The 21847-nt window shown below is 71.3% G+C and carries 25 protein-coding genes and 1 tRNA gene; 6 read left to right on the forward strand and 20 right to left on the reverse strand.

What is annotated here, in order from left to right:
- Positions 1-199 precede the first annotated feature (199 nt).
- The 3 genes from ACFXC1_RS42390 to ACFXC1_RS42400 form a co-directional block, all read right to left on the reverse strand.
- Positions 200-937 carry a SpdA protein gene (locus ACFXC1_RS42390; RefSeq protein ID WP_381253377.1) on the reverse strand — a complete coding sequence of 246 codons (738 nt, stop codon included), beginning with the start codon at positions 935-937 and terminating at the stop codon, positions 200-202.
- A complete protein-coding gene (locus ACFXC1_RS42395; RefSeq protein ID WP_381253380.1) occupies positions 930-1889 on the reverse strand; it encodes a tyrosine-type recombinase/integrase in 960 nt (319 codons plus the stop codon). The genes ACFXC1_RS42390 and ACFXC1_RS42395 overlap by 8 nt, the downstream gene beginning before the upstream one ends.
- Before the next feature lie 118 nt (positions 1890-2007).
- Positions 2008-2081 (reverse strand) — tRNA-Pro (locus ACFXC1_RS42400).
- A gap of 158 nt (positions 2082-2239) precedes the next feature.
- Between ACFXC1_RS42400 and ACFXC1_RS42405 the strand changes: the two genes are divergently transcribed.
- Both ACFXC1_RS42405 and ACFXC1_RS42410 read left to right on the forward strand, forming a co-directional pair.
- The gene (locus ACFXC1_RS42405; protein ID WP_381253382.1) at positions 2240-2947 is read left to right on the forward strand and encodes a transketolase; all 708 of its coding nucleotides are present in this window, start codon (positions 2240-2242) and stop codon (positions 2945-2947) included.
- Between the two features lie 52 nt (positions 2948-2999).
- Positions 3000-3920 carry a transketolase family protein gene (locus tag ACFXC1_RS42410; protein ID WP_381253385.1) on the forward strand — a complete coding sequence of 307 codons (921 nt, stop codon included), beginning with the start codon at positions 3000-3002 and terminating at the stop codon, positions 3918-3920.
- Between the two features lie 31 nt (positions 3921-3951).
- On the opposite strand, the gene ACFXC1_RS42415 is transcribed toward ACFXC1_RS42410, so the two are convergent.
- From ACFXC1_RS42415 to ACFXC1_RS42455, 9 genes are all read right to left on the reverse strand, one after another.
- Positions 3952-4311: an MmcQ/YjbR family DNA-binding protein gene (locus ACFXC1_RS42415; RefSeq protein WP_381253387.1), complete on the reverse strand. Its 360-nt coding sequence runs from the start codon at positions 4309-4311 to the stop codon at positions 3952-3954.
- Positions 4312-4341: 30 nt separating this feature from the next.
- Positions 4342-4881 (reverse strand): GNAT family N-acetyltransferase, encoded by a 540-nt coding sequence (locus ACFXC1_RS42420; RefSeq protein ID WP_381253389.1) that lies wholly within the window; start codon positions 4879-4881, stop codon positions 4342-4344.
- Positions 4878-5456 (reverse strand): helix-turn-helix domain-containing protein, encoded by a 579-nt coding sequence (locus ACFXC1_RS42425; protein ID WP_381253392.1) that lies wholly within the window; start codon positions 5454-5456, stop codon positions 4878-4880. The genes ACFXC1_RS42420 and ACFXC1_RS42425 overlap by 4 nt, the downstream gene beginning before the upstream one ends.
- Positions 5457-5491: 35 nt before the next feature.
- Entirely contained in the window at positions 5492-6394 is a 903-nt protein-coding gene (locus tag ACFXC1_RS42430; RefSeq protein ID WP_381253395.1) for a LysR family transcriptional regulator, read from the reverse strand.
- 59 nt (positions 6395-6453) lie between these two features.
- Positions 6454-7647, reverse strand: coding sequence for a glycine C-acetyltransferase (locus tag ACFXC1_RS42435; RefSeq protein WP_381253398.1), 1194 nt, complete (start codon positions 7645-7647; stop codon positions 6454-6456).
- Positions 7648-7701: 54 nt separating this feature from the next.
- Positions 7702-8730: an L-threonine 3-dehydrogenase gene (gene tdh, locus ACFXC1_RS42440; protein WP_381253400.1), complete on the reverse strand. Its 1029-nt coding sequence runs from the start codon at positions 8728-8730 to the stop codon at positions 7702-7704.
- Between the two features lie 164 nt (positions 8731-8894).
- Complete coding sequence (locus ACFXC1_RS42445) at positions 8895-9269, reverse strand: YybH family protein (protein ID WP_381253403.1); 375 nt, start codon at positions 9267-9269, stop codon at positions 8895-8897.
- Positions 9270-9284: 15 nt separating this feature from the next.
- Positions 9285-9998, reverse strand: coding sequence for an SDR family NAD(P)-dependent oxidoreductase (locus tag ACFXC1_RS42450; RefSeq protein ID WP_381253406.1), 714 nt, complete (start codon positions 9996-9998; stop codon positions 9285-9287).
- Positions 9999-10170: 172 nt separating this feature from the next.
- Positions 10171-11091: a LysR family transcriptional regulator gene (locus ACFXC1_RS42455; protein ID WP_381253409.1), complete on the reverse strand. Its 921-nt coding sequence runs from the start codon at positions 11089-11091 to the stop codon at positions 10171-10173.
- Positions 11092-11230: 139 nt separating this feature from the next.
- Between ACFXC1_RS42455 and ACFXC1_RS42460 the strand changes: the two genes are divergently transcribed.
- Complete coding sequence (locus tag ACFXC1_RS42460; RefSeq protein WP_381253412.1) at positions 11231-11524, forward strand: muconolactone Delta-isomerase family protein; 294 nt, start codon at positions 11231-11233, stop codon at positions 11522-11524.
- Between the two features lie 97 nt (positions 11525-11621).
- On the opposite strand, the gene ACFXC1_RS42465 is transcribed toward ACFXC1_RS42460, so the two are convergent.
- The 6 genes from ACFXC1_RS42465 to ACFXC1_RS42490 form a co-directional block, all read right to left on the reverse strand.
- On the reverse strand, positions 11622-12230 hold the full coding sequence (locus tag ACFXC1_RS42465) for a TetR/AcrR family transcriptional regulator (protein ID WP_381253415.1): 609 nt from the start codon (positions 12228-12230) through the stop codon (positions 11622-11624).
- Positions 12231-12253: 23 nt separating this feature from the next.
- Positions 12254-12814, reverse strand: coding sequence for a GAF domain-containing protein (locus ACFXC1_RS42470; protein ID WP_381253418.1), 561 nt, complete (start codon positions 12812-12814; stop codon positions 12254-12256).
- Positions 12815-12875: 61 nt separating this feature from the next.
- Positions 12876-13493, reverse strand: coding sequence for a GTP-binding protein (locus tag ACFXC1_RS42475; RefSeq protein ID WP_019069668.1), 618 nt, complete (start codon positions 13491-13493; stop codon positions 12876-12878).
- On the reverse strand, positions 13471-13842 hold the full coding sequence (locus tag ACFXC1_RS42480; RefSeq protein WP_019062160.1) for a DUF742 domain-containing protein: 372 nt from the start codon (positions 13840-13842) through the stop codon (positions 13471-13473). The genes ACFXC1_RS42475 and ACFXC1_RS42480 overlap by 23 nt, the downstream gene beginning before the upstream one ends.
- Positions 13843-13844: 2 nt before the next feature.
- Positions 13845-14279, reverse strand: a complete 435-nt coding sequence (locus ACFXC1_RS42485; RefSeq protein WP_019069670.1) for a roadblock/LC7 domain-containing protein — start codon at positions 14277-14279, stop codon at positions 13845-13847.
- Positions 14280-14374: 95 nt separating this feature from the next.
- Positions 14375-16474: an ATP-binding protein gene (locus ACFXC1_RS42490; RefSeq protein ID WP_381253423.1), complete on the reverse strand. Its 2100-nt coding sequence runs from the start codon at positions 16472-16474 to the stop codon at positions 14375-14377.
- 530 nt (positions 16475-17004) lie between these two features.
- On the opposite strand from ACFXC1_RS42490, the gene ACFXC1_RS42495 reads away from it, so the two are divergent.
- A complete protein-coding gene (locus tag ACFXC1_RS42495) occupies positions 17005-17409 on the forward strand; it encodes a hypothetical protein (RefSeq protein WP_381253426.1) in 405 nt (134 codons plus the stop codon).
- Positions 17410-17473: 64 nt separating this feature from the next.
- On the opposite strand, the gene ACFXC1_RS42500 is transcribed toward ACFXC1_RS42495, so the two are convergent.
- Complete coding sequence (locus tag ACFXC1_RS42500; protein WP_381253428.1) at positions 17474-18676, reverse strand: MBL fold metallo-hydrolase; 1203 nt, start codon at positions 18674-18676, stop codon at positions 17474-17476.
- A gap of 209 nt (positions 18677-18885) precedes the next feature.
- On the opposite strand from ACFXC1_RS42500, the gene ACFXC1_RS42505 reads away from it, so the two are divergent.
- A complete protein-coding gene (locus ACFXC1_RS42505; RefSeq protein ID WP_381253431.1) occupies positions 18886-20064 on the forward strand; it encodes a Glu/Leu/Phe/Val dehydrogenase dimerization domain-containing protein in 1179 nt (392 codons plus the stop codon).
- A 44-nt stretch (positions 20065-20108) separates the two neighbouring features.
- Complete coding sequence (locus ACFXC1_RS42510; RefSeq protein WP_381253433.1) at positions 20109-20723, forward strand: TetR/AcrR family transcriptional regulator; 615 nt, start codon at positions 20109-20111, stop codon at positions 20721-20723.
- Between the two features lie 234 nt (positions 20724-20957).
- On the opposite strand, the gene ACFXC1_RS42515 is transcribed toward ACFXC1_RS42510, so the two are convergent.
- A complete protein-coding gene (locus ACFXC1_RS42515) occupies positions 20958-21743 on the reverse strand; it encodes an SGNH/GDSL hydrolase family protein (protein ID WP_381253674.1) in 786 nt (261 codons plus the stop codon).
- Between the last annotated feature and the right edge of the window lie 104 nt (positions 21744-21847).

Here is a 21847-nt window from a genome sequence, read left to right on the forward strand (position 1 = left end):
AGATCCGGACCAGAAGCGGGCCAACTTCACCTCCCGACAAGCAATCTCACACGTCTCTGCAGCTCAGAAGCGGTCAGACTCGCGTACCGCCAGCAGACCAGGAACCTGCTGGCAGTACAGCCCCTGACACCAATCCCACGTCGCCCCGCGCGGCGTCGACAATCGCTGGATCCCTCTTGAAATTGCAGGTCAACAGCTACTAAGACATGCGGCGTACAGCATGGACCCCGCTGCCCACCTCCGGGACGCCTCCGGCCCGCAGGACGGCGACCAGTGAGCGGGAGCGCGCGGCACCGATATGCAGGCACTTGCGGAGTGTTTCCGCAGAAATCGGCCGCCGGTGAGTCTGCCAGTGCCGGGCGTCTTCCACCCGAGCCCGGTCCAGAAGATCATCGGTGGCGTCGTCCCAGCTGACGAATTCGGCCACCGGCACGCCGTACAGTCGCTCTCCGGTGCGGCCGAAGTTGCCGCGTGGCAGTGTCGTCACATCGTCAGCTCGGATACCGCCGATGGCCTGCAGCAGGCCTGGGCCTACCTCTGCCCAACCGATCAGCAGCAGCGGACCCACAGAATCGAAAGCCGCCCGCCCATACACGCCCGCGAGCAGCGGCTCTGTGACGTCGAGGGCGAGGGTGAGCAGACTGGCCAGGGGCAGCAGCCTGCGGGCCGGGCGCAGTGCGGTCTCGGGGGCGCCGTAGAGGGCGAGACACCGGATCGCCAGGAGGAGTGCCAGGACCGAGAGGTCCACGGCGGGTGCGACGAGTGGGGCCACCCATGCGGACACGCCCAGCCGCAGGGCCAGTTCCCAGACGTTGCCGAAGCCGAAGAGGAAGGCGAGGCCCACCACTACTCCCGTGATGGTGGTGACAGCGCGGAAGGCCAGCTGCTGCTCGCCCACAGCACCCCGTCGCGCGAGGAGCTCACCGGGTTCAGACATGATCGCCGACCCCGATCCGCTGGTGGGTTTCCTGGGCGCGTTCGGCGGCGGCGCTGGCGCCGTAGCGGCGGGGCATCTCCTGCGACGTCCAGCCCAGCAGCAGCATCAGGTCGCCGGTGTCGCCGCCGGCGCGCTTCCACTCGTGGGCGAAGGTGTGCCGCCACCGGTGCGCGTGCAGCTTGACCAGCCCGGCCTCAAGGCCCCGCCGCTTGAACATGATCTTGATGCCGTTGGGGGCGAGCGGGCGCATCCCGCGCTCGGCCAGCCACAGGTCCGGCAGGTCGGCCGCCTTGTGCTTGGCACGGGCCCGCAGATAGCGGCTGACGGCCCGCGCGGTCCTCGGCCCGAAGCGCACGCGCCGGTCCTTGCTGCCCTTGCCGTGGAAGTGCACCGACTCGGTGTTCATGTCGACGTGGTCGAGCAGAAGGTTGCCGACCTCGGACAGGCGCGCACCCGTGTTGCAGTACAGGCGGATGATCGCCTCGTCCCGCAGCTGGGCGAACTGCCTGCCCTTGCACGTACCGAGGACTTTCGCAGTCTCCTCGTCACGGATGACCGGGACCAGCTTCTGCGGCATCTTGGGCTGCCTGACCCGCTCCATCGGCGACCGGTCGATCTCGCCCTCGTCGAGCATCAGCCATTTGAAGAACTGCTGCAGTGCCTTGTGCTTGTTCAGTGCCGTCGAGGCCGACCGCGTCTCGATCATCCACGCCTGGAACGCCTCGATATGCGCGCGGCTGACATTGGCCGGATCCTCGGCCGCGTCGTCGGCCTCCGGGTTCGGCGAGTACTCCCCCAGGTAGCGGCCCAGCTGGGCGGCCGCCAGCAGATAGTTGTAGCGGGTGGTCTCCGGATAGTTCCCCGACCGCAGCGAGCGGTCCCAGTCCCGCAACAGCCCCGACCATGTCTTGGACAAACCAGTAGTGATCTTGTCCAGGTTCAGAAGCGGCATTTCCGCGAAGCCTCCGAGTAAAGGCGCCGATGAGCGGCATGCTCAACCTCGAAGATCGGAAACAACCCATATGAAAAGGGCCCCCGCAGGCTCTCGCCTGCGAAGACCCTTCGCACTGTCGGGACGACAGGATTTGAACCTGCGACCCCTTGACCCCCAGTCAAGTGCGCTACCAAGCTGCGCCACGTCCCGTTGCCCATCTGACCTGGGGTTTCCCCTGGTCGAACGCGCATGGAAACAATACCGCACTCGCATCGGTGATCGCGCACGCCTTTATCGGGGGCCGACTTCCGGCCGCCTCCCCCGCCGTGCTTGACCTGAAGTTTGGTTGAGGTTGCACGATCGTCGGCATGACCATCACCGCGGAACACAACCACCCGTACACGCACGGCGACCTGACCGGGCTCATGGGCCTGATGACCGGCGACGAGAAGCACGGTCCGGCGGCGACCTCGACGCTGGACGTGCTGTGGGTGCTCTACGACCGGGTGCTCCGGGTCGGCCCGGAACGGATGGGCGACCCGGAACGGGACCGGTTCCTGCTCTCCAAGGGGCATGGGCCGATGGCGTACTACGCCGTACTGGCCGCCAAGGGATTCGTCCCGCTGGAGTGGCTCCCGGACTTCGGCTCGTACGACTCCCCGCTCGGGCACCACCCCGACCGCGTGCTGGTGCCGGGCGCCGAGATCGGCAGCGGGTCGCTGGGGCACGGGCTGCCGATCGCCGTCGGGACGGCGCTGGGACTGCGCGCCCAGGGACGTACGGAACCCCGGGTCTGGGTGCTGGTCGGGGACGCCGAACTGGACGAGGGCAGCAACCACGAGGCGATCGCCTTCGCCGGGCCCGCAGGACTGGACCGGCTGCACACCGTCGTCGTCGACAACTCCTCCGCCACTCACGCCCGGCCCGGCGGCATCGCCGCCCGCTTCGAGGCCGCGGGCTGGTCGACCGTGACGGTCGACGGCCGCGATCACGACGCGCTCTACGCCGCTTTCACCGCGCCGCATCCCGGCCGACCCCATGTGGTCGTGGCCCGGGTCGAACCGAAGTCCGCGTGACCGCCCGACCTCCTCAGCCGCAGTTCAAGAGTTCAAGAAGGGCTTTCTCTCCATGGACACCATGCGTGACCGTTTCGCCCCGGTCGTCTCCCGGCTTCTCGACGAGGATCCACGCGTCGCGGTCGTCCTCGCCGAGATCGGCGCGGCCACGCTCGCCGAGGCGCAGCTCCGCCACCCGGACCGGGTGATCAACGTCGGCATCCGCGAGCAGCTGCTCGTCGGGGCGGGCGCGGGGCTCGCGCTGACCGGGATGCGTCCCGTCCTGCACACCTTCGCCAGCTTCCTCGTCGAGCGGCCCTTCGAGCAGGTCAAGCTGGACCTCGGGCACCAGGGCGTGGGCGCGGTGCTGGTCAGCGCGGCGGCCTCGTTCGACTGGCCCGCCGGCGGGCTGACGCACATGGCTCCGGGCGATGTGGCACTCCTCGACACGCTCGACGGCTGGACCGTGCATGTGCCGGGCCACCCGGACGAGGCCGAGACGCTGCTGCGCCACGCGGTCGCCGCGGGCGGCGACAAGGTGTACGTACGGCTGTCCGTCCAGTCGAACGCCGACGCTCTCCCGGTCGACGGCGAGCGCTTTCTCCCCGTCCGCGAGGGCCGCTCCGGCGTGGTCGTCGCGGTCGGGCCGATGCTGGACGCCGTACTCGACGCGACCGAGGGCCTCGACGTCAGCGTCCTGTACGCCACGACCGTACGGCCCTTCGACGCGGCGGCGCTGCGCCGCGCCACGCGGACGGCCGGGACCGACGTCGTCCTCGTCGAGCCGTATCTCTCGGGCACCTCGACGGCCGCCGCGAACGACGCACTCGCCGACGTGCCCCACCGTGTACTGGGTCTGGGCGTGGCCCGCCCCGAACTGCGGCGCTACGGCACGGTCGAGGAACACCTGGCCGCCCACGGGCTCGACGCCCGGTCGCTGCGCGAGCGAATCAACGGTTTCGTCCGGGGCGGGCGCGCCGGTACGCACGGCTGAGTCCCGCCGCCCAACTCCGCGCCGCTCCGGCTCAGTCGCCGGTCGGGAGGCCCAACTCCGGGTAGGACTCCAGGAGTCGGGGCGGGGCTGCCTGGCGCCAGGAGTCGGCGAGGATGTCGCGCAGTTCCTCCTCGCTCTCCAGCGCGGCCAGCCGGGCCCGGACCCAGGCGAAGCCCGCCTCGTGATCGGCGACCCAGAACTTCTCGGGCTCGGCCAGGACCAGTTCGTCGCGCTCCTCCTTGGGGCAGCGCACGGCGATGGAGGTCTCCTCCTCCGGCAGCGTGACGAACATCTTCCCGGCGACCCGGAACGTGGGCATGTTCCAGGCGATCTTCTCCGCCGTGTCCGGGAGGGAGAGGGCGATACGGCGTACGTCTTCGGCATCCGGCATGACAGGCAAGATATCGGCCGGCACTGACAATCACCTGGTGGGAGTGTGTACCCCCGCCCCCACCCTCTTGTAGTAGAGCGTCGTCGGCCGCAGCACCCCGTCCGGGCTCGCCGCGTAGTCGGGGATGACGCCGGCCCGGGTCCAGCCGGCCGAGTGGTAGAGGTGTTCGGCGGCGCTGTCCGTCTCGGTGTCCAGGTGGAGGAGGGTGATGCCGGCCGCCACCGCCGCGTTCTCGGCGACGGTCAGGAGTTCGCGGCCGAGGCCCCGGCCGCGGGCGTCCCGGTGCACCATCAGCTTGACCAGTTCGGCGCGGTGGCGGCTGTTGGGCTTGTCGGCGAAGGCCAGGCTCACCGTGCCGACGACCCGGTCGCCGTCCCGCGCCGCCCACACGGCGAGCCGCCCGGCGCCCACCCCGTCGGCGCGCTCCCGCCACCAGGCGACGGCCGCCGCCCGGTCGAGCGGCGCGAGGAATCCGATCGAGGCACCGTCGTGCACGGTGTCGGTCAGCAGGTCCGCCAACTCCTCGACTACCGAGAGCAGTTGGGGTGCGTCCAGCCGCTCCGTCCTCATGGCAGCACCACCGCCAGTACGTAGCGGACCCCGTCCGGACCCTGGCACCGGAACCGTGTCGGGCCCCATACCCGCAGCCGTAGACAGTCGCCGGTGTCGAGATGGTGCTCGACGTCCCGGGCCGTCACGGCGAGGGCGCCTTCCAGGACCCAGATGTGCTGTTCGAGGCCGGGGACGGGCGGGCGGTCGTAGGCGATGTCGGCGCCCGGTGTGAGCCGTCCCTCGACGAGTTCGCCGCGCAGGCCGGTGTGCGGGGGCGACACGGACCGTCGTACGAAACCGGAGGCGCGGTCCTCCCACACGGGTTGGTCGGCGGAGCGCAGCACCGGGGTGGGCTCGGCCTCCACCTCGCTGAGGAGTTGGGACATCGTGCGGCCGTAGACGCCGCAGAGGCGGTTGAGGAGGGAGGCGGTGGGGCTGGTCTCGGCGCGTTCGGCGCGGGAGAGGGTCGACCGGCTCACTCCGCTGCGCTCCGCCAACTCGCCCAGGGACCAGCCGTGTTGGGCCCGCAGTTCGGACAGGCGGGCGCCGAGGCGGGCGTCCATCGGGTCCGGAGCCTCGTCTTCGTGCTTCATATCCGGGACGGTATCCCGGATATGAAACGGCGAGGTTACGTCCGGGCCACTTCCGCCAGCGCGTCCAGCACCGGGCGGATCAGCGGATGCTCCTCCGTGCCGCGTCGTACGGCCGCGAAGACCCGGCGGGTCGGCGCCACCCCGTCGACGGGCCGGACGACGACTCCCGTCAGGTCCATGCCGCGCAGGGCCGAGCGCGGGACGAGGGCGACGCCCGCGTCGGCCGACGCGAGGGCGACAACGGCCCGGAAGTCGTCGGAGGAGTGTTCGAGACGGGGCTGGAATCCGGCGTTCTCGCAGGCCAGGACGACCACCTCGTGGCAGGGGTTGCCGGGGTAGGGGCCGATCCACGGGTCCTTCGCCAGTTCGGCGAGCGGGACCTCGTCGGCGCCGGCGAGGCGGTGGGCGACCGGGACGACCGCGTCGAAGGGCTCGGCGTAGAGCGGGACGTGGATCAGGCGCGGGTCGTCGGCGGGCGGGGCGCCGCGGTACTCGACGGCGACCGCGACATCCACCTGCCGGTCCAGCACCATCGGCAGACTGGCGTCGCCCTCGGCGTCCTGGACGCGGATCCGGATGCCGGGCGCGAGCCTGGCGAGACGGGTCACGGCCGGTGCCACGACCAGTGCGATACCGGTCGCGAAGGCGGCGACGGTGACCGTGCCGGCCTCGCCCGAGCTGTACGCGGCGAGTTCCGCCTCGGCCCGCTCCAGCTGGGCAAGGACGACGTTGGTGTGGCTCAGCAGAATCTCGCCGGCCGGCGTCAGCCGTACCCCCTTGGCGCCGCGCTCGACCAGGCGGTGGCCGGTCTCCTGCTCCAGGGCGGCGAGCTGCTGGGAGACCGCCGAGGGGGTGAGGTACAGCGCGGCGGCTGCCGCCGTCACGGTGCGGTGGTCGGCCACCGCACGGAGGATATGGAGCCGCCGCGCTTCGATCATGGGACCGATTATCGCAATATGTCCGAGGCTCCGGACGAACCCGGGCCCGGGGGAACGGATCAGCCCTCGAGCTCCGCCCGCGCCGCGACGAACGCGTCGACCGCCCGGTTCACGTCCTCCGTCGAGTGCGCGGCGGACAGCTGGACCCGGATACGGGCCTTGCCCTGCGGGACGACCGGGTACGAGAAGCCGATCACGTACACGCCCCGCTCCAGCAGCAGCTCCGCCATCCGGCCGGCCACCGCCGCGTCGCCGATCATCACGGGCGCGATGGCGTGGTCGCCGGGGAGGATGTCGAAGCCCTCCTCGGTCATCCGGCGCCTGAACAGGGCGGTGTTCTGGGCGAGTTGGACGCGCAGGTCGTCCGCCGACTCCAGCAGGTCGAGCACCTTGAGCGAGGCCGCGGCGATCACCGGGGCGAGGGTGTTGGAGAAGAGGTACGGCCGTGAGCGCTGGCGGAGCAGGGCGACGATCTCGGCGCGGGCGGCGACGTAACCGCCGGAGGCGCCGCCGAGCGCCTTGCCGAGGGTGCCGGTGATGATGTCGACACGGTCCATGACTCCGTGCAGTTCGGGGGTGCCCCGGCCGCCGGGGCCGACGAAACCGACGGCGTGCGAGTCGTCGACCATGACCATCGCGTCGTAGCGGTCGGCGAGGTCGCAGATCTCGCGCAGCGGGGCGACATAGCCGTCCATGGAGAAGACGCCGTCGGTGACGATCAGCTTGCGCCGGGCGCCCGCCGCTTCCTTCAACTGCTGTTCCAGGTCTGCCATGTCGCGGTTGGCGTACCGGTAGCGGCGGGCCTTGGAGAGGCGGATGCCGTCGATGATCGACGCGTGGTTGAGGGCGTCGGAGATGACCGCGTCCTCCGGGTCCAACAGGGTTTCGAAGACACCGCCGTTGGCGTCGAAGCAGGAGGAGTAGAGGATCGTGTCCTCCTGGCCGAGGAACGCGGAGAGGCGGGCCTCAAGTTCCTTGTGCACCTCCTGAGTTCCGCAGATGAAGCGGACCGAGGCCATGCCGTAGCCCCAGCGGTCGAGGGCCGCGTGGGCGGCGGCGACGACCTCGGGGTGGTCGGCGAGGCCGAGGTAGTTGTTGGCGCAGAAGTTGAGGACCTCGCCGGGGCGGCCGCCCGCGGTGACGTTCACGGTCGCGGACTGCGGGGAGCCGATCACGCGCTCGGGCTTGTGGAGTCCGGCGGCGCGGATCTCGTCGAGGGTGGTGCGGAGGTCGTCGCGCACGGAGTCGAACATGGGGAAGCTCCTAAAGTTCCTTCGCCGAAAGGGAGTTGTGCGGCCGGAAGGGAGTTACGCGGTCCAGTCGAGGATGACCTTGCCGCCGCGTCCGCTCGCGGCGTCCGCGAACGCCGCCTCGAAGTCGCGGTGCCCGTACCGGCCGGTGATCACGGGCGCGAGGTCGAGGCCGCCTTCCAGCAGGACCGACATCGCGTACCAGGTCTCGAACATCTCACGGCCGTAGATGCCCTTGATGGTGAGCATCGAGGTGACGATGCGGGACCAGTCGACGGGGAACTCCTCGGAGGGCAGTCCCAGCATGGCGATCCGGCCGCCGTGGGTCATGTTGGCGATCATGTCGCGCATGGCCTCGGGGCGGCCGGACATCTCCAGGCCGATGTCGAAGCCCTCGCGGAGGCCCAACTCACGCTGCCCGTCCGCGATCTGAGCGTCCGTCACATTCAGGGCGAGGCTCACGCCGATCTTGCGGGCCAGGGCGAGGCGTTCCTCGCTGACGTCGGTCACCATGATGTTCCGCGCGCCCGCGTGCCGCGCAACTGCCGCCGCCATCAGGCCGATCGGGCCCGCACCGGTGATCAGTACGTCCTCACCGACGAGCGGGAACGACAGCGCGGTGTGCACGGCGTTGCCGAACGGGTCGAAGATCGCGGCCACATCGAGGTCGACGGGGACGCGGTGCACCCACACGTTGGCGGCGGGCAGCGCGACGTACTCCGCGAAGGCGCCGTCCCGGCCGACGCCGAGCCCGACCGTGGCACGGCACAGGTGGCGGCGCCCGGCCAGGCAGTTGCGGCACTTGCCGCACACCAAGTGGCCCTCGCCGCTGACCAGTTCACCGACGGCGATGTCGGTGACGTCCCGGCCGGTCCCGACCACCTCGCCGGCGAACTCGTGCCCGAGCACGAGCGGTGTACGGATCGCCTGCTGCGCCCAGCCGTCCCAGGCCCGGATGTGCAGGTCGGTGCCGCAGATCCCGGTGCGCAGCACCTTGATCAGTACGTCGCCGGGTCCGACGGCGGGCTCCGGGACGTCCACGAGCCACAGCCCGGGCTCCGCCTTCTCCTTGACCAGCGCCTTCAACGCTACGGCTCCTGTGCGTGAGGCCCGGGGCCGGGCTCGGTCCGGGCATGCCGGACGAGCCCGTTCCGGGGGTGAGGGTGGATTCTGCTAGCAATCTGCCCTACCGGAACGCCCGGGTCCATCGAGGTTTTCTTAAGCGGTGTCGCAGCTTTCCTTCACACGTCTCACCCGTCCAGCCGCGAGACCTGGTAGTGGGCGATGTACCAGCCGTCGGCCAGCCGCCGCACCAACACGGCGAGCTTGACGTCGACCGGCGGCCGGTCGGTGAACGTGAACTCCGTGTCCAGATAGCCGAGTACGAGATCGTCGGCGTACCGCCGGGTCTCCAGGACCTCGTAGGCCGCCTTCATACCGAGGGGCTGGGAGGCGTAGTACTCGGCGACACCCGCCCGGCCGACGCCGTAGGGGTGCAGCCCCTGGAAGATCGCGTCCTCGGTGAAGAGCCGGGCCACCTCCTCCGGTTCATGGGCGTCCACGGCCGCTTTCCAGGGGTCGAGGACACCGCGCAGGACGAGTTCCTCGTCGTTGCCGCTGTTCATCTCCGTCGCCCTTTCTCAGTGACCGGCGCTCATGCCGCCGTCGACATGGAGGATCTCGCCGGTGACGAAGGGAGCGTTCTCCAAGAAGAGCACGGCGTCGACGATGTCGCCCACCTCACCCATCCGGCCGACCGGGTGCAGGGCGGCGAGGAAGTCGTGGGTCTCCTCCGCGTGCATCGGAGTCTTGATGGTGCCCGGCGACACGGCGTTGACGCGGATGCCCCGGGTGGCGTATTCGATGGCGAGGGACTTGGTGGCGGACTGGATTCCGCCCTTGGTCAGCGAGGCCAGCACGGAGGGGACGCGGGCGTCCGCGTTGTCGACCAGGCTGGTGGTGACGCTGACAATGTGGCCGCCGCCCTGGGTGAGCAGGTGCGGAACGGCCAGCTGGGTGAGCCGGAAGAACCCGGTCAGGTTGATGCCGAGCATGCTCGCGTAGTCGTCGGCCGTGTAGTCCGTGAAGGGCTTGGCGACGAAGACGCCCGCGTTGTTGACCACCGTGTCGATGCGGCCGAACCGCTCGATCGCGGCGGCCACGACCCGCTCGGCGGTGGCCGGGTCGGCGATGTCGCCCTGGACGGTCAGGATGTCCGCGTCGTCGGCGGGGGCGATGGTGCGCGAGGTGGCGACGACGGAGTGACCGAGCTTGCGGTAGGCGTCGACGACGCCCGCTCCGATGCCCTGCGAGGCGCCGGTGACGATCGCGACCTTCTGGTTCCGAGTGCTCATGACGACCTTCTCCAAGGTAGTGAATGTGGTGCTCCCGGTCGGCCGTTCCAACTCGCCGACCGGTCGCCTATTCGAGAAGGTAGGTGACTCGGAGAGGTGAAAGCAAAGGTCAGAAGGGGTTTTCCCAGGACCGGAATCCTCGCTGCTGGGAGGCTCGGCCTCCCAGTCCACGTCAGCGGTGCGGGTCGCCCGCCGGCAGCCAGGCGTCCGGGGCGCGCAGCCCGAGGTCGCCGACGCCGTCGCACAGCGCGTCCACGGCGGCGAGGACCCCGGCGCGCGTCTCGCCCTCGCGCCACACCAGCGACCAGGTCCAGTGGACCGACGGTTCGACGACCTCGCGGCGTACGAGGTCGGGCGGCAGCGGAGCCGTCTGCCCCTTGGGCGAGTTGACGACCGGGCGGCGGCTGCGGCGGACGTGGTCGAAGAAGGCGGGGCCGGTGATCCCGCCGTCGGAGATGGGCACGGCGTGCGCCCCGGTGTCGTGGGCGAGCTGCTCGGCGTAGACGTTCCAGGACGACCACGACTGGGTGTCGTCGTCCAGGAGGACGGAGGTGTCCCGGGCGCGTACGTCACCGGTGTCGGTGCCCGTGGCCACCGCGTACAGCCGGTCGGCACCGAGCAGCCGGGCCCGCAGGCCGTGCCGCTTCAGGTCCTCGTCGCGTACCCAGCACACCGCGAGGTCCAGGCTGCCGTCCGCGATCCGGGTGGCCTGGGTGTGCGAGGGCGCGATCCAGGCGTCCACATGGACCTGGGCCACACCCGCGGTGCGCGTGGTCAGGTCGGCGGGGAGCCAGTTGACGTAACCGAGCCGGACCGCCTCCGAGCCCGCCAGCCGGCCGGCCCGGCGCCGGAGGTCGTCGGCGCGCTCGAGCAGGGCGCGGGTGTGCGGGAGCAGCGCGGCTCCGGCCGCGGTGAGGGAGACCGAGCGGCGGTCGCGGTCGAAGAGCCGTACGCCCAGATCGCGTTCGAGGGCCTTGATCTGCTGGGAGAGGGAGGGGCCCGCGATCAGGAGGCGGTCGGCGGCCCGGCCGAAGTTCAGCTCCTCGGCGACGGCGACGAAGTACCTCAGTTGGCGCAGCTCCACGCCCGTCATGCTACGCGTGGCTGGGAGGCCGCAGCTCTCAGCAGGAAGCGAGCCCGTCATGGCGGGCGGGCCGGTCCCGGGCCACGATGAGGGCATGGAGACCCGGCACCCTGTCGCCCGGCCGGGCGGGCCCGAACGGAGCGAGGTCATGCGAGAGTTCCTGGTCGAGATCACCACCACCGTCCCCGAGGGCACCCCGCAGGAGGAGGTCGGCCGGCGCCGCGCCGCCGAGGCCGTCCGCTCCCGCGAGCTGGCCGCCGCCGGTCACCTGGGCCGGCTGTGGCGCCCGGTCGGCGAACGGCGCAGCATCGGCATCTGGCTCGCGGACGACGAGGACCAGCTCCACGAGAAGGTGCTCGGCACGCTGCCCCTCGCCCCGTGGATGACCTTCGCCGTCACTCCGCTGGAACCGCACCCGAACGACCCCGGCCACGCGGAGTAACTCGCCCTGTCCGTAAGGGACTTGGGACCTTCATCGGCGTCAGCGCCCTCGCCGCCGTGATGGTCCTCGCCGCGGCCGTCGCCGCCGCAGTCGCCGATCAGGCCGCGCGGGCCCCCAGCAGGGCACGGCAGTTGGCCCAAAGGGGGCTCAGCCGCCCGGTGTTGTTGTAGAGCTTGGCGAACATCACCTGGCCCTCGAGCTGCGCGACGACGGACCGCGCCGCCTCCCGGGTGTCGGTGACGGTGACGTCCCCGCGGTCGCGGGCCTCGGTCACGACCGCGTCGACCATCTCGACCTGGGCGTCGAAGATCTCCTGGAGGCGGGTGCGCACGGCCTCGGTCCGGTTGCTCATCTCCAGGCTGAGATTGCCGAACAGGCAGCCCAGTACGGTCCCGCGGCCCTGCTGTCCGGCGCGCTGGCCCGCCTCCGTCTCCTCGAACAACCGGCGCAGCCGCTCCAGCGGCTCGGCGTCCCCGCTCGCGGCGCTCAGGACGCGCGTCCACTCCCGCCGCTGCTCCGCCCAGTGCTCGTCGACGACGGCCAGCGCGAGGGCCTCCTTCGACTCGTAGAAGTAGTAGAAGCTGCCCTTCGGCACCCCGGCCGCGCGGCAGATCTCGGCCACGCCGAGTGCCGAGTAGCCGCGTGCCTCGAAGAGCGAGCGCCCGGCGGCGAGGATCTTCTCTCCGGCGTCACTGGTTCTGCCCATACGACGACTATACGACCGGTCGGCTACAGGCCGCCGAGGTGCTCAAGCCGGGTCACCAGCTCCGCCGCGGTCGACTTGATCGTCTCCAGCCCCGGTCTCCCCCACGGCCGGGGCTCCGTGTCGACGACACACACGGTGCCCAGCACCATCCCCGTGGAGTCGATGAGCGGTGCCCCCAGATAGGAACGGATGCCGAACTCGTCGACCACCGGATTCCCCGCGAACCGCGGATAGTCGCAGACGTCCTCAAGAACCAGCGCCTTACGTCGGACCACCACATGGGGGCAGAACCCGTACTCGCGCGCCAACTGCCGGCCCACCTCGGGTTTGGCGTGCTCCCGGGGCGGACCCACGCTCCCCGGAGTGTGCAGACCGGCGAAGAACTGCCGGTTCTCGTCGATGAAGTTGACCATGGCGTACGGCGCCCCGGTCAGCTCGGCGAGCCGGTCCGCGAAGGCGTCCAGTGCCGGGTCCGGGTGCTCCCCCAGGCCCAACCCCCGTAGCCGTCGCGCCCGTTGGGGTGCCTCCTTGTCCTCGGGCGTGAGCAGCAGACGACCGGCCGGACGCGGCGGGTCGTAGCTCATGGGCGTACTCCGTCCCTGTGGACGTATGGCATGGAGGAACTCCGTGAAGGGTGTGCGGGGATCACATGTGGGCACCATGGCTCGGCGCGTGCGCCGGGGCGTGCTCGATGAGATGGCGGACGAGGGTCAGCAGGGTCTGCACCCCGGAACTGGAGATCCGCGCGTCGCAGCGCACGACCGGGATCCCGGGGTCGAGGTCTATGGCGGCCCGCACCTCCTCGGGGTCGTAGCGGTAGGAGCCGTCGAACTCGTTGATCGCGATGATGAATCCGAGGCCGCGCTGCTCGAAGAAGTCGACGGCGGCGAAGCACTCCTCCAGGCGCCGGGTGTCGGCGAGGATGACCGCGCCGAGCGCGCCCTCGGACAGCTCGTCCCACATGAACCAGAACCGCTCCTGTCCGGGCGTGCCGAACAGATAGAGCACGTGTTCCGGGTCGAGGGTGATCCGGCCGAAGTCCATCGCCACGGTCGTCTCGACCTTGTTCTCGATGCCTTCGAGATCGTCGGTCGCGGCACTGACCGTGGTGAGCAGCTCCTCCGTACTGAGCGGCGCGATCTCGCTCACCGCGCCGACGAAGGTCGTCTTGCCGACGCCGAAGCCGCCCGCCACCAGGATCTTCAGCGCGGTGGGGAAGGGATCGTGGCCGCTCTCGTAGTCAGAGCTGTCGTCGTAGTCCATCGAGCACTGCCTCCAGAAGAGACCGGTCAGTGGGGTTGTGGTGGAACTCGGGCGGCTTGGTGGTCAGCGCTCCGCAGTCGACCAGGTCCGACAGCAGCACCTTGGTGACCACCGCCGGCAGCTTCAGGTGGGCGGCGACCTCGGCGACCGAGACGGGCGCGCGGCACAGGTCCAGTGCCTGTGCGTGCTCGGGGCCGAGGTAGCCGAGGGGGGTGGCGCCGGTGGCCATCACCTGCGACAGGAGGTCGAGTGCGACGGACGGCCGGGTACGGCCGTTGCTGACCGTGAAGGGGCGCACAAGACGTCCGGCCGCGTCGTCCAACCAGGGCCCGTCGCCGGCCGTCGCCACGCTCAAGGCCTCATCGCGGGGGATTCGACGGCGTGCTGGCGGGGCGCGGTCACGAGGTAGGGGCGGACGCTCTTGACCAGCATCGCCATCTCGTAGCCCAGCACGGCCGCGTCGGCCTCGCGGCCGGCCAGCACGGCGAGACAGGTGCCGGATCCGGCGGTGGTGACGAAGAGCAGCGTCGAGTCGAGTTCGACGACGACCTGGCGGACGTCCCCGCCGTCGCCGAAGCGGACGCCCGCGCTCCGGCCGAGGGAGTACAGGCCGGAGGCCAGGGCCGCCATGTGGTCGGCGCTGTCGGGGTCGAGGCCGTGGACCGACTTCACGAGGCCGTCGCAGGAGAGCAGTACCGCGCTGGTGGTGTGCGGTACGCGCTGCACGAGGCCGCTCATCAGCCAGTCGAGATCGGATACATGGCCGGTCGGCGCGTCGCTCGCCATGGTGGATCGACTCCTTGGGGTACGAAGGTCTGCGGGAGCGCTGGTGGGGGTGGGGCGGTGGGACGCCGTGGTCGTGGGGGTGGGGGCGTGCGTGGTCATCCGGCTGATGCGCTCCCGTCGTGCCGGGCGGTGAGGTCATGACCGGGCGCATGCGCGTGCGCTTCGGATATGGGTGCCGCGTCCCTGTGGGGGGCGAGGGTGAGGGGCGGCATTTCCGTGTGGGGCGCGGGGGTGTGGTCGGAGCCCATGGGGGGCGTGCTCATGTAGACCCCGCCCGTGTGCACTTCGGTCGAGCGCGGGACCTCCGCGCGGTGCGTCTCCATGTGGGCCGACTCCATGTGCGGCACATCCATGAGCCCCTCCGCGTGCGGCACATCCACATGCGGTGACGCCATGTCGGCCCCCTCCACCAACTCCGTTGCCTCCATGTGCTGTTGGGCTTCCGCGAGGCCGATCCCCCGCTGGAAGGCCGCCATCAGGCCCGGGTCGTGGCCGGCGGCCTGCTCGGAGTCCTGGCGGGGTGCGGGGCCGCCGCGGAGTTGGGGTGCGATGTGCTCCTGGGCGCGGCGCCGGGGCAGTTGGGGCGGCTTGCCCATGGTGCCGCGGACCGCACCGCCGCCTCGCGGGACGGGCGGTGTGGTCACGTTCGCCGCCACGGTGTGCCGGTCGTCGGGCCGGATGCCGGGTACGGCCTCCGCCGGATTGGCCCGCTCCACGTGGGCGCCGCGCACGGGCAGCGGCACCGGCCCGCTGCCGTTCGGCACCGGCGCGGCGGGCGGTGCGGAGTCCCGCCGTTGATGCCGTCCCGGTGCCCCGGACTCACGCTGGGGCCGCCCCGGCGCGGCGGGCGTCGCCGCGGGCGCACTCCACCGTCCGGCGGCCTGCTGACCACCCTCGGCGCCGCCCTGCGAAGGCTGCTGCGGCGGCACGAGCGGTCGCCCCCCGCCCATCGTGTCCTCCGGCTGTCCTACGGCTCCGGGTGCGCCCGGTGCCGTACCCAACAGGGCCTGGGGCACGACGAGTACGGCCTGCACCCCGCCGTAGATGTTGGTCTGGAGGCGGACGTGGATGCCGTGGCGGCGGGCGAGTTGGGAGACCACGAACAGGCCGATGCGGCCGTCGGCCAGCAGGCTGGCGACGTTGACCTGGTCGGGGTCGGTGAGCAGGGCGTTCATCCGGCTCTGTTCGCCGACGGGCATGCCGAGGCCGCGGTCCTCGACCTCGACGGCGAGGCCCGAGGTCACGAGGTTGGCGCGGAGCAGGACCTGGGTGTGCGGGGCGGAGAACACCGTGGCGTTCTCGACGAGTTCGGCCAGCAGGTGGATCACGTCCGCGACGGCGTGGCCGCGCAGGGTGCCGTCGATGGGCGGCACGAGTTTGACGCGGGAGTACTGCTCAACCTCGGCGATGGCGGAGCGCAGCACCTCGGTCATGGAGACCGGGTTGCTCCACTGTCTGCGGGAGACGGCGCCGCCGAGGACAGCGAGGTTCTCGGCGTGGCGGCGGATGCGGGTGGCGAGGTGGTCGACGTGGAAGAGGCCCTTGAGCAGGTCGGGGTCCTCGATCTCGTTCTCCAGTTCGTCGAGGATGGAGATCTCCCGGTGCACCAGGGACTGAAGGCGCCGGGCGAGGTTGACGAAGACCTCGACCTTCTGTTCGCTGCCGGCCTGGCTGGAGAGCTGGGAGGCGGACACGACGGCGGTGACGGCGCCGTCGTGGGCGCGTGCCAGGTCGGCGGCGAGCAGGTCGAAGTCGTCGGCGTCCCCCGGCGGGCGGCTCCGCGGCTTGCGCTGGGGCGGGCCCTCTCCGCGCCGCAGCGCCTCGACCAGTTCGCGCAGATCGGCCTCGCCGCGCGCGCTGTCGCGGCGCAGGGCGCCGATGCGGTCGCTGACGGAACCGGCCGCTCGGCCCGCGGCCACTGCGGCGATCAGGATGCCCGCGCAGGTCACCGCCGTGGCTCCGGCGAGGACGCCCCAGAGGGTGAGACCGGTCCGTGCTCCGGTGGAGCGGACGGTGAACAGGACGGCGGCGCTGGCGCTCAGCGCGACCGCGACGGGCGGCAGCACGGCGAGACGCAGGAGTTGGGATCGTATGTGCGTCTCGGGCAGTGCGGGCACGGGGCGGGCGGCCGGTCGCCCGTGCCGGCCGCCCTCACGGCGGTCTGCGCGTGCGGCCGGTGCACGGAGTTGAGACATCTGCGTCCTCGTACTGGTGCGTCGGACCTGTTTGCTCGCGCGGGGTGCGCGATTCGGGCATACGCCATCGCGGTGCCGGTCGGGAGAGCCGAAGAATTCGGCCCTGCGTCGCCCGGCGGACACTCACAGTAGTCGTCAACGCATCAGGTGCGGTGGGCAGTTGACAAAGTCCCCCGGGGAGCGTCCCGCTCTGGTATGACGCCTCGCACGACAGACCGATAACCCGGGCGGCCGTATGCCGAAGAAGGACAAAGAATCGATCACCCCTGATCAGAGCCGGTCATGAACGGGCGCCGGGGGTCGGGGAGTTCGATGCGGCCCGACGCCGCCGTTCGTCCGCTCCGGGCCCGGCGGTCGGGTCGGCGGAGCGATTTCAGGGGATCGGTCCGGCCCCCTGCCGCGTCCCCGGCATGTCACAGGCCGTGTCCGCCGGAGGCCGTCGGCTGAGCGTGCGGAACCGATCCTGTCCGGGTGTTGTCCGGACAGGATCGGCCTCTCTTCTGTTTCTGATCCTGGCTCTCTCGCCGCTCGTGACACCGTTCGTGTTCCTGGCCGCGGCCACGGGACTCGCCTGGCGGGCCTTCCAGCGACTGCCGGTCAGCGGGTGGTGGCACCTGCCGAGCGTCGAGACGTGTGCGCTTGTGGCGGTGATGGCCGGCTCGGCGGCACTCGGCGCGTACGCGCGGGGCGCCATGTCGGGGTTCTACGTCCTGGACCCGGACCAGATGTGCGCGGCGATGGGTGCGGCGGGCGATCACGTCGTGACGCGGATGACGTTGCCGGTAATTTCTCAGTGCGTCACGTCGGGCGACCTGGGCACCGAGTTGGTGCCGGGCCGGGTGAACCCGGTGATCCTCCTGGGGCTCCCCCTGCCGGTGCTCGCGCTCACGACGGGGACGTACATGGGAGTACAGCGGCTCCGTGCCCTGCGGTGAGACGTCCCTTCGACGACGCGGCGAACCCCGGCCGTCGACGCCGTCGAGGGGACCGTCGTCCGTGTCAGCGCTCGTTCGCCAGGTCCATTGCCGCCGGAGCCGCCACCGGCTTCGGCTCCAGCCCCACCGGCTCGGCACCCCGCCAGGGACGCGCGAGCGTGCCCCCGTAGGGCAGCCACCAGCGGTCCGTCGTCAGTTCGGCGCCCGGTTCGAAGGGCTCGCCCGGCCTCGGGGTGGCCACCGCCTGGCCCGCCGCCTCCGCCGCGTCCGCGGTCCACTCGCCGGGCTCGGCCCACGCGTGCAGCGCCAGGTTGAACGTGCCCCAGTGGATGGGCAGCAGCACGCCGTGCGCCTGCCCGCCCTGGAGGTCGAGGTGGGCGCGCATGCCCTCCTCGGGTGTCATGTGGATGTCGGGCCAGAACTCGCTGTAGGCGCCGATCTGGATCATCGTGGCGTCGAACGGGCCGTGCGCCGCGCCGATGTCCTTGAAGCCCTCGAAGTACCCGGTGTCGCCGCTGTGGTAGATCCGGTGCTCGTCACCGGCGACGACCCAGGAGGCCCAGAGGGTGTGCTGGGTGTTGCGCAGGCCCCGGCCGCAGAAGTGGCGGGCCGGGGTCGCGGTGAGGGTGAGGCCGCCGACCTTGGTCTCCTCGTTCCAGTCCAGCTCGCGCAGCCGGTCCGGGGAGACACCCCAGTGCTCCAGGTGGGCGCCGACGCCCAGCGGCACGGCGAACAGGGTGTCCGTGTCGGCCAGCGCCTTGATCGAGGGCATGTCCAGGTGGTCGTAGTGGTCGTGCGAGATCACCACGACGTCGACGGGACCGAGGGCGGCCAGCGGCAGGGGCACCGGGTGCAGCCGCTTGGGGCCGGCGAACGGGAAGGGTGAGCAGCGCTCGCCCCAGACCGGGTCGAAGAGGACCCGGTGGCCGTCGATCTCCGCCAGCACGCTGGAGTGGCCCATCCAGGTCAGGCGCAGCCCGGTGGCGGCGGGCCTGGCCAGGTCGGCGAGGGTGGTGGCGTGCACCGGCAGCGTGCCGTCGGGGGCGCGGCGGGCGCGCGCCTCCTTGTCCAGGTAGGCCTTGCCCATTTCGCGCATCGTGCCGCCGGACGGGCGGACGTTCGTGTTGCCCCCGGGGTTCTGGAAGACCCCGTCCTTGAAGTGGGGCGATCTGCGGATGCGCGCCAGGCGCTCGCCGCTCGGGTCCGCGCCGAAGGCCGCGGGCTGCAGCGCGCGGAGCCCGGAGCTCAGGGGACGGATTCCGGTCACGATGCCTCCAGGTGGAGTCGGTCAGGCTTTCCATTATGGTCGACCCCTGTGACAACGCCGGTGCATCGGCTTCACGGGGCCGTCATTCCAAGGAAAGACCAAAGTTCCGCGCCCGGGGTTGACACCGCGGCGCGGAATTCGATCTTCCGTTGACAGGACCCGCCCCCACTTCCGATACTGACTCGCCGTTCAGTACCCGAGGAGTCCGCATGACCGCCCCCTTGATGTCCCTCACCTGGACCGACCACGTCACCGGCCGCCAGGGCTTCCTGGTCGTCGACCGGCTGGTGCGCGGGGTGTCCAGCGGCGGACTGCGGATGCGGCCGGGCTGCACCCTCGACGAGGTGGCGGGGCTCGCGCGCGGGATGACCATGAAGGAGGCGCTGCACTACAACCCCGAGGGCCGTTACGTCCCGCTGGGCGGCGCCAAGGGCGGCATCGACTGCGATCCCCAGGACCCGGTGTCGTACGGCCTTCTCGTGCGCTACCTGCGCGCCATGCGGCCGTACGTCGAGAGTTTCTGGACGACGGGTGAGGACCTCGGGCTCAGCCAGGACCTGGTCGACCGGGCCGCCGCGGAGGCGGGGCTCGTGTCGTCGATCCAGGCCGTGTATCCGCTGCTCGACGACGAGGCCGCGGCACGGCGGCGGCTCGCGGACGCGTTCGCGGTCGAGGTGGACGGGATCGGTCTCGACGAGCTGGTCGGCGGCTGCGGGGTCGCCGAGTCGGTGCTCGCGGCGCTGGACCGGGCGGGCGTGCCCTACGCGGGGACGCGGGTCGCCGTGCAGGGTCTGGGCACGATGGGCGGGGCCACGGCGCGGTTCCTCGCGCGCGCGGGGCTGGCGGTGGTCGCCGTCGCCGACGTCAAGGGGACGATCGTGAACCCGGCCGGCCTCGACGTGGACGCGCTGCTCGCGGCGCGGGACTCCTACGGCACCGTGGACCGGTCCGTGCTGCGCCCCGGCGACCGCGAACTCCCGGGCGGGGACTGGCTGTCCGTCGAGGCGGAGGTGCTGGTCCCGGCGGCGGTGTCGTACGCGGTCGACACCACCAACCAGGAGGCGGTCACCGCCCGCTGGATCGTCGAGGCGGCCAATATGCCGGTGCTGCCGGAGGCGGAGGAACTGCTCTCCGCGCGCGGGGTCGTCGTACTGCCGGACGTGGTCGTGAACTCCGGGACGAACGCCTGGTGGTGGTGGACCCTGTTCGGCGACATCGGTGCGGACGCGGACGAGGCGTTCGCCCACACCCGGCGTTCGATGCGGGCCCTGATCGAGCTGATGCTGGCCCGCGCGGAGGCCGACGGCACGACACCGCGCGCCGCCGCGCACGCCATCGTCGCGGACCGGCTGCCGGTCATCGCGGAGCGGTTCGGCTGGTACCGGTGAGGGACGGAGCGACACCTCCGCCGGCTACGGAATAGGGTGATCGCGTGGCGAGAGTGCGGTTGGGTGTGGCGGAGCGGCGTGCGGAGTTGCTGCGGGCCGCCGTCGAGCAGATCGAGGCGCGGGGTGTGGCGGCGGTCAGGATCGCCGATGTGGCCTCGGCGCTCGGGGTGAGCAACGCGCTGGTGCTCTATCACTTCTCGACCAAGGAGAAGCTGGTCGCCGCCGCGTTCACCTATGCCGCCGAGGACGATCTCGCGCATCTGCGCAAGCTCCTCGGCCGCCGTACGACCGCGCTGCGCCGGCTGCGGGCGGCGGTGCGCTGGTACGCGCCGACCGGGCAGGCCAAGGGCTGGCGGCTGTGGATCGAGGGCTGGGCGGCGGCGCTGCGGGAACCCGCCCTGCTGGAGGTGACCCGTGATCTCGACCGGCAGTGGAAGCGGGCGCTCGCGGAGGTCGTCGCCGAAGGGGTGATCGCGGGCGAGTTCCACTGCGCGGACCCGAACGCGGCTGCCCTGCGCCTCACGGCCCTCCTCGACGGTCTGGCCGTACAGATGACGGCGTACGCGGGCGCGGTGTCGCGGACGCGGGCCCTGGAGTGGGTCGACGAGGCGCTCGCGCGGGAACTCGGCCTGGAGCGGGCGGCGTTGACCGCGTCCTGAGCCAACCCTCCGCAGACGTGCGGTCCCGTCCGTGGACGGCGAGGAGCGCACGGTGGCGAGTGGGAGCAACAGGGCGGCCACGCGTGCATGTGCGGACCTCGCGGCGAGGGCCGGATCCCCTGGTCCGGCAGAGCGGCCACGCGCGCGGGCCCACGGGTCCGTCCGCCGTTCACCACTCCCGCGCGGCCACCTCACCGGCCACGTCTGTCGGCACTCCCTGGGCCTCTCACCCCGTCAAGCCACCCAGTCGATCCGCATCTTGATGTCGTCCGGCGACAACGCGCCCTTCGCCTCCACGTGGTCCCCGGAGGACTCGCCGCGCAGTCGGCGGCCGATCCACGGCACCAGGTACTCGCGCGCCCAGTGCACGTCGTCGCGGCGGATGTCGAGCGTGCCGCGCGGCGGAAGCGGCGGCCAGGGCTGGTCGGGGTCGGCCGGGACATCGATGCCGAGGACCTGGCCGGCGCGGAGCGCCACGCGTGTGTGGCCCTCGGGAGAGAGGTGGAGCCGGTCGCCGTCCCAGGCCCGGCGGTCCTGGACCGTCTTGAGGGACCACAGGTCGAGCACCGGGCAGCCGTAGCGGTCGGCGATGGCCCGCACATGTCCGTTGTAGGTGGCGATCTTGCCGCGCAGATGCTTGAGCACCGGCACACCGCGGGTGTCGAAGCCGGTGGTCACCAGGACGGTGCCGACGGCGGAGGTGAGGTCGGCGACCGCGCGTTCGAAGCGCTCGGCGACCTCGTCGGGGTCGGTGCCTGGACGGATGATGTCGTTGCCGCCGGCGCAGAAGGAGACCAGGTCCGGGCCGATCTCCTTGGCCCGGGCGAGCTGGTCGGCCACGATCTGGTCGAGCAGTTTCCCGCGCACCGCGAGGTTGGTGTACTCGAAGTCGCCCTCGGGCCGCCGGTCCGCGAGCAGTACCGCGAACCGGTCGGCCCAGCCGACCATCGCCCCGTCGGGCCCGGGGTCGCCGACGCCCTCGGTGAAGCTGTCCCCCACCGCCACGTACGACCCGATCACTGATCTGTTGTCACTCTTCGAATCGTTAGCCACGGCAACCATAGTTCACCCTGGACTGTGACCTACGCGATCGTATTTTGGGGTTGACGGGCGGTGAGATAAGC

Origin of the sequence: Streptomyces hokutonensis, assembly GCF_042751305.1 — a bacterium.
GTDB classification, from domain to species: Bacteria; Actinomycetota; Actinomycetes; order Streptomycetales; family Streptomycetaceae; genus Streptomyces; species Streptomyces hokutonensis_A.

Excerpts from the sequence above, each read along its gene's own strand:
- ACFXC1_RS42390 (WP_381253377.1), bottom strand. The coding sequence starts at position 937 with ATGTCTGAACCCGGTGAGCTCCTCGCGCGACGGGGTGCTGTGGGCGAG.
- ACFXC1_RS42395 (WP_381253380.1), bottom strand. The coding sequence starts at position 1,889 with ATGCCGCTTCTGAACCTGGACAAGATCACTACTGGTTTGTCCAAGACA.
- ACFXC1_RS42405 (WP_381253382.1), top strand. The coding sequence starts at position 2,240 with ATGACCATCACCGCGGAACACAACCACCCGTACACGCACGGCGACCTG.
- ACFXC1_RS42410 (WP_381253385.1), top strand. The coding sequence starts at position 3,000 with ATGGACACCATGCGTGACCGTTTCGCCCCGGTCGTCTCCCGGCTTCTC.
- ACFXC1_RS42415 (WP_381253387.1), bottom strand. The coding sequence starts at position 4,311 with ATGCCGGATGCCGAAGACGTACGCCGTATCGCCCTCTCCCTCCCGGAC.
- ACFXC1_RS42420 (WP_381253389.1), bottom strand. The coding sequence starts at position 4,881 with ATGAGGACGGAGCGGCTGGACGCACCCCAACTGCTCTCGGTAGTCGAG.
- ACFXC1_RS42425 (WP_381253392.1), bottom strand. The coding sequence starts at position 5,456 with ATGAAGCACGAAGACGAGGCTCCGGACCCGATGGACGCCCGCCTCGGC.
- ACFXC1_RS42430 (WP_381253395.1), bottom strand. The coding sequence starts at position 6,394 with ATGATCGAAGCGCGGCGGCTCCATATCCTCCGTGCGGTGGCCGACCAC.
- ACFXC1_RS42435 (WP_381253398.1), bottom strand. The coding sequence starts at position 7,647 with ATGTTCGACTCCGTGCGCGACGACCTCCGCACCACCCTCGACGAGATC.
- ACFXC1_RS42445 (WP_381253403.1), bottom strand. The coding sequence starts at position 9,269 with ATGAACAGCGGCAACGACGAGGAACTCGTCCTGCGCGGTGTCCTCGAC.
- ACFXC1_RS42450 (WP_381253406.1), bottom strand. The coding sequence starts at position 9,998 with ATGAGCACTCGGAACCAGAAGGTCGCGATCGTCACCGGCGCCTCGCAG.
- ACFXC1_RS42455 (WP_381253409.1), bottom strand. The coding sequence starts at position 11,091 with ATGACGGGCGTGGAGCTGCGCCAACTGAGGTACTTCGTCGCCGTCGCC.
- ACFXC1_RS42460 (WP_381253412.1), top strand. The coding sequence starts at position 11,231 with ATGCGAGAGTTCCTGGTCGAGATCACCACCACCGTCCCCGAGGGCACC.
- ACFXC1_RS42465 (WP_381253415.1), bottom strand. The coding sequence starts at position 12,230 with ATGGGCAGAACCAGTGACGCCGGAGAGAAGATCCTCGCCGCCGGGCGC.
- ACFXC1_RS42470 (WP_381253418.1), bottom strand. The coding sequence starts at position 12,814 with ATGAGCTACGACCCGCCGCGTCCGGCCGGTCGTCTGCTGCTCACGCCC.
- ACFXC1_RS42475 (WP_019069668.1), bottom strand. The coding sequence starts at position 13,493 with ATGGACTACGACGACAGCTCTGACTACGAGAGCGGCCACGATCCCTTC.
- ACFXC1_RS42485 (WP_019069670.1), bottom strand. The coding sequence starts at position 14,279 with ATGGCGAGCGACGCGCCGACCGGCCATGTATCCGATCTCGACTGGCTG.
- ACFXC1_RS42490 (WP_381253423.1), bottom strand. The coding sequence starts at position 16,474 with ATGTCTCAACTCCGTGCACCGGCCGCACGCGCAGACCGCCGTGAGGGC.
- ACFXC1_RS42505 (WP_381253431.1), top strand. The coding sequence starts at position 18,886 with ATGACCGCCCCCTTGATGTCCCTCACCTGGACCGACCACGTCACCGGC.